Source organism: Streptomyces laculatispora (genome assembly GCF_017353455.1).
GTDB lineage: Bacteria > Actinomycetota > Actinomycetes > Streptomycetales > Streptomycetaceae > Streptomyces > Streptomyces laculatispora.
The window spans coordinates 1-8039 of the sequence record NZ_JAFMPZ010000544.1; the positions used below are offsets into that span (position 1 = coordinate 1).

The following is an 8039-nucleotide window of genomic DNA, read 5'->3' on the forward strand; positions in this document are numbered from 1 at the left end:
GGTGCCCGGCTGGGCGCCCGCGGCCAGGGCGACGGCGCCGGACGTACGGACACGGGCCAGCCCGGTGGGCTGTTCGCCCAGCGGCGACCGGAGCAGAACGGCCCGGGTGCGGGCAACGGCCCCGGCCGGCAGAACCCGGCGGGCCAGGGCGGCTTCCAGCAGCCCGGCGGTCCGGGCGAGAACAGCCGTCAGCTGCCGCCGGTCGGCGGTCCGCGCGCGGAACTCCCCGGTGGCAGCCCCTCCCCGAGCTCTCCGGGCCAGGGATACTCCGCTCCGCAGCGCCCGCAGAGCACCAGTTGGGGCTCCGCGGAGCAGTCCGCGCCCCAGCAGCGCTCCCCGCTCGACGCCCCCCGCGGTCACGAGGAGCCCGAGTCCACCAGCCAGTTCCAGCGGCCGTTGAACGCGCCGCCGCTCAGCCCGCGTCCGCCGATGGACGACCGGCAGGGCCCCGGCTCCACCTCGGAGTTCGCCCGTCCGGACTTCTCGGCGCCCGCTCCGGGTGCGCAGCACGGGGCAGTCGGGCCGCAGGCGCCGGACCCGGCGAGCACCGCGCAGTTCGCCCGCCCCGACTTCGGCCGTCCGCAGGACCAGGGACAGGGCCGGGGGCAGCCCGCGCCCGTCCGGCGCGACCGCGGCAACGAGGACTTCGGTGCTCCGCGTCCGCCCGTCGCGCCGCAGCCCGATCAGCAGTACCGGCAGCCCGAGGCGCTGCCGCCGGCCTCCGGGCCCGGCGACGGCCGTACGCCGCTGTACGACACGCTGGAGACCAACTGGTTCCACGGTCCGCAGCAGAACAGCCAGCAGCCGCCCGCCGCGCCGCAGGTACCGGGCTTCCCCCAGCAGTCCGCCGACGAGCGTCCCGTTTCGCCCGCACCTCAGCGCGGTACGGGCGACGCCAACGGCGCCACCAGCTCCTGGCGCGCCTCGCCGAACGACGAACTCGTCCGGCAGGCGGAGCGGGTGAAGAAGCCCGCAGCAGGCGGAATCACCACTTCCGGTCTGCCCCGCCGGGTACCGCGTGCCAATCTGGTGCCGGGCACCGCCCAGCAGCAGAACCATCAGTCCGGTCCCCAGGTGTCGCGTGCGCCCGATGATGTGCGCGGGCGGCTTACCAATCTCCGCCGGGGTATCCAGCAGGGGCGTCAGGCCAACAACGGCCAGTCGACCGGCAGTTTCCCACTCGGCCCCACTCACCAGCAGGAGCGTTAGTTGAGCCCGATGAGTCAGGCCGCGCAGAATCTGAACTGGTTGATCACCAACTTCGTGGACAACACCCCCGGGGTGTCGCACACGGTGGTGGTCTCCGCAGACGGCCTGCTGCTGGCTATGTCCGAAGGTTTCCCGCGCGACCGCGCCGACCAGCTGGCGGCTGTCGCCTCCGGTCTGACCTCGCTGACCGCAGGAGCCTCCCGGATCTTCGAAGGCGGCGCAGTCAGCCAGACCGTGGTGGAGATGGAACGCGGGTTCCTCTTCCTGATGTCCGTCTCGGACGGTTCCTCACTTGCCGTACTGGCCCATCCGGACGCCGATATCGGTCTGGTCGGGTATGAGATGGCTCTGCTGGTGGACCGGGCGGGCACTGTCCTCACCCCGGACCTCCGTGCCGAGCTCCAGGGCAGCCTGCTCCACTAGGCGGCCATGAACCGGTGACACAGACGATTACCCCAGGTACCGCAATCAACCCTCGCCCGTCCGGCCGCTTACAGCCCCCCACCGGCCCCTTCAGACGGCACGCCGACACCCTGCTGTCACGCCCGGAGGATTCATGACCCCGCCACCCGCCTCACCCGATCCGTACGGCGCGCTGAACCACGCGTCGTACGAAGGTGAAGGCGACCAGCCGCTGGTTCGTCCGTACGCCATGACCGGCGGCCGGACCCGACCGCGCTACCAACTCGCGATAGAGGCGCTGGTCAGCACCACGGCCGACCCCGCGCACCTGGGGACGCTACTCCCCGAGCACCAGCGGATCTGCCACCTGTGCCGTGAGGTCAAGTCGGTGGCCGAGGTGTCGGCCCTGCTGTCGATGCCGCTCGGCGTGGCCCGGATTCTCGTCGCGGACCTGGCGGAAGCCGGCATGGTGGCCATCCACCAGCCGGGCAACGGAGAGGCCGGCGGCGCGCCGGATGTGACACTGCTCGAAAGGGTACTCAGTGGACTTCGCAAGCTCTAGTGGCGGTGCGGCCCGTGCCACCACCTCGGCGAAGATCGTGGTGGCAGGGGGCTTCGGCGTGGGTAAGACCACGTTTGTCGGTGCCGTTTCGGAGATCAATCCGCTGCGCACCGAAGCCGTGATGACGTCCGCATCCGCGGGCATCGACGACCTGACACACACCGGAGGCAAGACCACCACGACGGTGGCCATGGACTTCGGACGCATCACCCTGGACCAGGACCTGATCCTGTACCTCTTCGGTACCCCCGGACAGGACCGCTTCTGGTTCATGTGGGACGACCTCGTACGCGGCGCCATCGGCGCCGTCGTCCTGGTGGACACCCGCCGCCTCGCCGACTGCTTCCCCGCCGTCGACTACTTCGAGAACAGCGGACTCCCCTTCGTCATCGCCCTCAACGGCTTCGACGGACACCAGCCCTACACCCCCGACGAGGTGCGCGAAGCGCTCCAGATCGGACCGGACACGCCGATCATCACGACCGACGCCCGGCACCGCGGTGACGCCAAGAGCGGTCTGATCACGCTGGTGGAGCACGCGTTGATGGCGCGGCTCAAGTAGGCACAAGTCGGTATTGCCGTACGGCAGTTAAAGTAGTCACACGGGGGTGGACTGTGTCCTTTGACACGATCCACCCCCGCGTTCATAACGTTTCGAAAGAGAATTACCTCACGGCCAATACCCGATGCGCACGAGCGGTACCGCTGTGCTCACATGAGCCCCGCCTTTTGGCGGGGCTCGTTCTTTATGCCCGTTTTATCTGAGGCCTGTACCACTCGGAATGGCTTATTCCGAGTGTTTGGAACGCGACCGTTCCCCGTGCTGCAATTCGACGAACTCCCGAGTAGTACGGCCCTGAACAAACACGGCACAGCGTAGGTGCCGACGCCGAGAGGTTGTTGGTCGAGTGAGGCGTAACAACGAGGGCTCCACGGCGCAGCCGGAGCGGGGCAACTTCACCCCGCCGCGCGCCGCGGCGTCGTCCGCCGTGTCCGAAGGGACGCCGGCCGGTGGCAGCACCAGCCGGCTGTCCCCGCGCAACTGGCGGGTGCCCACCCGGCTGAACGCAATCCTCCTGATCCCCGTACTGGTCGGCCTGGTCATGGGCGGTTTCCAGGTGAAGGGGTCGATCGACACCTGGCAGGAGGCCCAGGACGCCGAGAAGACCGCACTGATCGTGCGCGCGGCCTCCGAGTACGGGCAGGCGCTGCTGAACGAGCGCGACATCTCCGCCCAGCCCCTGCTGTCCAACAAGCGCGACGCGGCGGTCATCGCCCAGGTACGGGCCACCACCGACTCGGCCGCGGACAAGTTCGACACGGCCGTGAAGGGCATGCCCGCGAAGCAGGGCCTGGAGCGCCGCCTCAAACTGTTCAGGCTGGAGGAGCCCAAGCTCCCCGGTCTGCGCAAGGCCGCCTACGCCGAGGCCCTGGACCCGGTGAAGACCGAAGAGGGCTACGTCCAGGTCCAGCACTCCCTCATGGAGTTCTGCAACGAGCTCGGTCTCGGCACCGGCAACATCACCAGTTACGGCCGTACCGTCTACGCAATCGAGCTGGCCAAGGCTGCAGAATCGCTTCAGCGCTCCATCGGCATGCACCTGCTGGTGCGGCCCAGCCAGGAGAGCGCCAAGTTCAACGACCAGGTCAAGGCCTTCGGCTCGTACAACTACCTGGAGCAGATCGCCCTCGGCGAATTCGTCTCCGGCGGTACGGAGGCGGACGCGGCCCGGCTGAAGAAGGTCATGGCGGGCAAGGCCACCGAGGGCGCGGCCAAGGTCAGGACCGCCAAGGAGCAGGCCGACGCGGCGGGTGTGCCGTTCGTGACGCCGCCCACCGTCGACGGCTCGGTCTACGACGGCATGGCCCAGCAGATCGCGCTGGGCAGGAGCCCCGCCCAGCTCAAGGCGAAGGGGATCACCCCCGAGACCTGGATGGCCGCGGCCACCGCGAAGTTCGACGGGTACACCACGGTCGAGGAAGAGCTCGTCGACAAGGCCGTGACCGAGGCCGCGGACATCTCGTCCAGCGCCAGGACCGACGCCGTCGTCAACGCCGCGATCGTGCTCGTCGCCCTGCTGGCCGCCTTCGTCCTGGCCGGCCTCATGGCCCGTCAGATGAGCCGCTCGATGCTCCGGCTGCGCAACGCCGCCTTCGGCATCGCCGAGCAGCGGCTGCCCTCGCTGGTCGACCAGCTGTCCCGGACCGACCCGGGCCGGGTGGACACCCGTGTCCAGCCGATCCCGATCAACAGCCAGGACGAGATCGGCGAGGTCGCCCGCGCCTTCGACCAGGTGCACCGCGAGGCGGTGCGGCTGGCGGCCGAGCAGGCCATGCTGCGGGGCAACGTCAACGCGATCTTCACCAACCTGTCGCGCCGCAACCAGTCGCTCATCGAGGGCCAGCTGACCCTCATCACCGGCCTGGAGAACAACGAGGCCGACCCGGACCAGCTGGAGAGCCTCTTCCGGCTGGACCACCTCGCGACCCGGATGCGCCGCAACGGCGAGAACCTCCTGGTGCTCGCCGGTGAGGAGCCCGGCCGCCGCTGGAACCAGCCGGTGCCGCTGGTGGACGTGCTCAGGGCCGCCTCCTCCGAGGTGGAGTCCTACGAGCGCATCGAGCTGTCGGGCGTGCCGGAGACCGAGATCCACGGCCAGTCCGTCACCGACCTGGTGCACCTGCTGGCCGAGCTGCTGGAGAACGCCACGACGTTCTCCTCGCCGCAGACCAAGGTGCGGGTCACCGCGACCCGGCTGCCCGACAGCCGCGTGATGATCGAGATCCACGACAAGGGCATCGGCCTCACCGCCGAGGACTTCGCCGACATCAACCACAAGCTGGCCAACCCGCCGACGGTGGACGCCGCGGTCTCCCAGCGCATGGGCCTGTTCGTGGTCGGCCGGCTCGCCGACCGGCACGGCATCCGGGTCCAGCTGCGCCCCTCGGGCGAGCAGGCCGGAACCACCTCGCTGGTCATGCTGCCGGACGCGATCACCCACGGTGGCGGCGGCGAAGGCGCCCCCGCGCAGGACGACTTCACGGTCTCCTCGATCATTCCGCAGCAGCAGTCCTTCGACGCGCTGCCCCCGCAGCAGCCCCCGATGCGTACGGCGGCGGAGCTCGGCTTCGACGACTCGCGCTACGGGGAGCCGTCGGAGGAATCCGCGCAGCTCGACCCGGTGGGCCGCTCGCTGATGCGGGAGGAGCGCCGCGCGGCGCTGGAGACGCAGACCGGCGACGAGCGCCCGCCGTTCCCGCAGCAGGAGTCGCAGGAGCAGTACGCTCAGGCCCCGTACGCCGAGCCCCCCTACGCCGGAAACCAGTACGCCCAGGAACCCCAGCAGGAGCCGCAGTACGGACAGGCCGCGTACGAGGGCGGCTACGACCCGTTCCGCGGTGACACCGGCTACGTGCAACAGCCCGACCACCATGGGCAGAACGGCTATCCGGAGTCGGCGTACCCGGCCATCGAGTCGCCTCAGCAGGCCTATGACGGGCAGTACACCGCCCAGCCCCAGCGGGAAGAATGGCCAGATCAGGGTGCATACCAGGGTGCGTACGAACCCTCGACGCAGGCCGAACCGGAATCTGTTGGGAGCGCCCCCGCCGAATCGCAGGAGAGCGTAGGCTTCGACCGGTCGGGCCCCGTCCCGAACTCCGGCCACGAGATGACCGAGGCCGGTCTGCCGCGCCGTGGCGGCCAGCAGCACTGGCAGCCCACCGGACGCGGGAACGACCGGCCCGCCGCCGCGCAGGAGCAGCCGCAGCAGCAGGAACCGCCGCAGCAGCCGTCGCCCGCGCAGCAGGACACGGACGGAACGGACGACTGGCGCTCGGCGAACGACGAGCGCTGGGAGCGGGCCGAGAAGCTCCGGGACCCGAAGGCGGGCGGGGTCACCCCGTCCGGTCTTCCCCGGCGCGTGCCCAAGGCCAATCTGATCGAGGGCACGGCCGAGCAGACCCAGCAGGGCGGCCCCCAGGTCTCCCGCGCCCCGGAGGACGTGCGTGGCAGGTTGAGCAACCTGCGACGAGGCGTCCTGCGGGGACGTAAAGCGGGTTCGGACAGCAGTAATACCTACAACCAGGAGCGTTAGTGTGAGCCCGATGAGCCAGGCGGCGCAGAATCTGAACTGGTTGATCACCAACTTCGTGGACAACACCCCCGGGGTGTCGCACACGGTGGTGGTCTCCGCGGACGGACTCCTGCTGGCGATGTCCGAGGGATTTCCGCGTGACCGCGCCGACCAGCTGGCGGCTGTCGCCTCCGGTCTGACCTCGCTGACCGCGGGGGCCTCGCGGATCTTCGAAGGCGGCGCCGTTAACCAGACAGTTGTGGAGATGGAGCGAGGATTCCTCTTCATCATGTCCGTCTCCGACGGATCTTCCTTGGCCGTTCTTGCACACCCGGATGCCGATATCGGCCTGGTTGGGTACGAAATGGCACTTCTGGTCGACCGCGCCGGCGGTGTCCTCACTCCGGACCTCCGCGCCGAACTACAGGGAAGTCTTCTTAACTAGTAGACAGACAGTGCGTTTCACGTCACCGCGCCATAAGGTGCGGTGGCGCGGACCCACTGGGACCGGGACCGGCAGGCGGAGGAGGAATCGTGGGTACACCCCCAGGCGGACACCAGTTCAACGGTGGTCAGCAGGTACCGGGTGAGCACAGGGGCGATGGCTTCGACTTCCCCTCCCCGCCCGGCAGACAGGGCGGGCAGCAGCCTTTTCAGCCGTTCAGGCAGCCTCGGCGCGCTCAGGGCTCGGACGACTGGCCGCAGCAGGACGGGCGGAGCTCGGACGACTGGCCGCAGCAGGACGCGCGGGGCTCGGACGACTGGCCGCAGGGCATGCAGGCTTCGGACGACTGGCCGCAGAACACGCAGGGTTCGCAGTGGCCGCAACAGCCGCAGCAGCCCGAGCGGCCGCAGCGCCCGCACCGGTACGACTCCCCGCAGCCGCCGCCCCGCATTCAGCCGGTGCAGCCGCGGTGGACCCCCGAGCCGGCCGCTCCCGCCGCGCACAATCCGCTGGTCCGTCCGTACGCCATGACCGGCGGCCGGACCCGACCGCGCTACCAACTCGCCATTGAGGCGTTGGTCAGTACTACGGCTGATCCGTCCCGGCTGCAAGGGCAGTTGCCCGAGCACCAGCGGATCTGCCGGCTGTGCATCGAGATCAAGTCGGTGGCCGAGATCTCGGCCCTGCTCTCGATCCCTCTCGGCGTTGCCCGGATCCTCGTAGCCGACCTGGCAGAGGCCGGACTCGTCGCTATCCACCAGCCCGGCGGCGAAGAGTCCGCCGGCGGCCAGCCAGATGTGACACTGCTCGAAAGGGTGCTCAGTGGACTTCGCAAGCTCTAGCGGCGGAGCGGCCCGCTCCACTACCTCGGCGAAGATCGTGGTGGCAGGGGGCTTCGGCGTGGGTAAGACCACGTTTGTCGGTGCCGTTTCGGAGATCAATCCGCTGCGCACCGAAGCCGTGATGACGTCCGCATCCGCGGGCATCGACGACCTGACACACACCGGGGACAAGACCACCACGACGGTGGCNNGATCGGACCGGACACGCCGATTCTCGTCACGGATGCGCGGCATCGGGCGGATGCGAAGAGTGCATTGATCACTTTGGTGGAGCATGCGTTGATGGCGCGCCTGCGGTAGGGGTGCCCGGATGTACGTGAGGCCCCGCGCTCCTTCGGGAGTGCGGGGCCCTTCGGTGTGTGCCCGGCCTTCGGCCGTGCCGTGCCCTCGATCGCCGGACGCGCATGATCGGGCCGATACCGGTCCGCAGTGGCGACGCGGGCTTGAGGGGGCCGGTGTCAGCCCTGCCAGCTGTGGGGGGCTCGGAAGCCGGGGGTGCGTTC

Annotated in this window: 6 protein-coding genes and 2 pseudogenes; all 8 read left to right on the top strand. The window is 69.5% G+C overall.

The window, feature by feature from the left end:
• Positions 1–1209 (top strand): annotated as a pseudogene (locus tag J1C73_RS28800) (histidine kinase); the annotation flags it as partial.
• Between the two features lie 9 nt (positions 1210–1218).
• Positions 1219–1632, top strand: a complete 414-nt coding sequence (locus J1C73_RS28805; RefSeq protein ID WP_024495006.1) for a roadblock/LC7 domain-containing protein — start codon at positions 1219–1221, stop codon at positions 1630–1632.
• A 133-nt stretch (positions 1633–1765) separates the two neighbouring features.
• Positions 1766–2173 carry a DUF742 domain-containing protein gene (locus J1C73_RS28810; protein WP_073738726.1) on the top strand — a complete coding sequence of 136 codons (408 nt, stop codon included), beginning with the start codon at positions 1766–1768 and terminating at the stop codon, positions 2171–2173.
• On the top strand, positions 2154–2735 hold the full coding sequence (locus J1C73_RS28815) for a GTP-binding protein (protein ID WP_073738725.1): 582 nt from the start codon (positions 2154–2156) through the stop codon (positions 2733–2735). The genes J1C73_RS28810 and J1C73_RS28815 overlap by 20 nt, the downstream gene beginning before the upstream one ends.
• A 346-nt stretch (positions 2736–3081) precedes the next feature.
• A complete protein-coding gene (locus tag J1C73_RS28820) occupies positions 3082–6270 on the top strand; it encodes a sensor histidine kinase (protein WP_207318944.1) in 3189 nt (1062 codons plus the stop codon).
• A 10-nt stretch (positions 6271–6280) separates the two neighbouring features.
• The gene (locus J1C73_RS28825) at positions 6281–6694 is read left to right on the top strand and encodes a roadblock/LC7 domain-containing protein (RefSeq protein WP_037779127.1); all 414 of its coding nucleotides are present in this window, start codon (positions 6281–6283) and stop codon (positions 6692–6694) included.
• A gap of 89 nt (positions 6695–6783) precedes the next feature.
• The gene (locus tag J1C73_RS28830; protein ID WP_207318945.1) at positions 6784–7536 is read left to right on the top strand and encodes a DUF742 domain-containing protein; all 753 of its coding nucleotides are present in this window, start codon (positions 6784–6786) and stop codon (positions 7534–7536) included.
• Positions 7517–7836: pseudogene (locus tag J1C73_RS28835) on the top strand (hypothetical protein). Before J1C73_RS28830 ends, J1C73_RS28835 begins: the two are co-directional and overlap by 20 nt.
• The last annotated feature ends 203 nt before the right edge of the window (positions 7837–8039 follow it).

What these genes read in the sequence shown, in the direction of transcription:
- J1C73_RS28805 (WP_024495006.1), top strand. Translation starts at nt 1,219, where the DNA reads ATGAGTCAGGCCGCGCAGAATCTGAACTGGTTGATCACCAACTTCGTG.
- J1C73_RS28810 (WP_073738726.1), top strand. Translation starts at nt 1,766, where the DNA reads ATGACCCCGCCACCCGCCTCACCCGATCCGTACGGCGCGCTGAACCAC.
- J1C73_RS28825 (WP_037779127.1), top strand. Translation starts at nt 6,281, where the DNA reads ATGAGCCAGGCGGCGCAGAATCTGAACTGGTTGATCACCAACTTCGTG.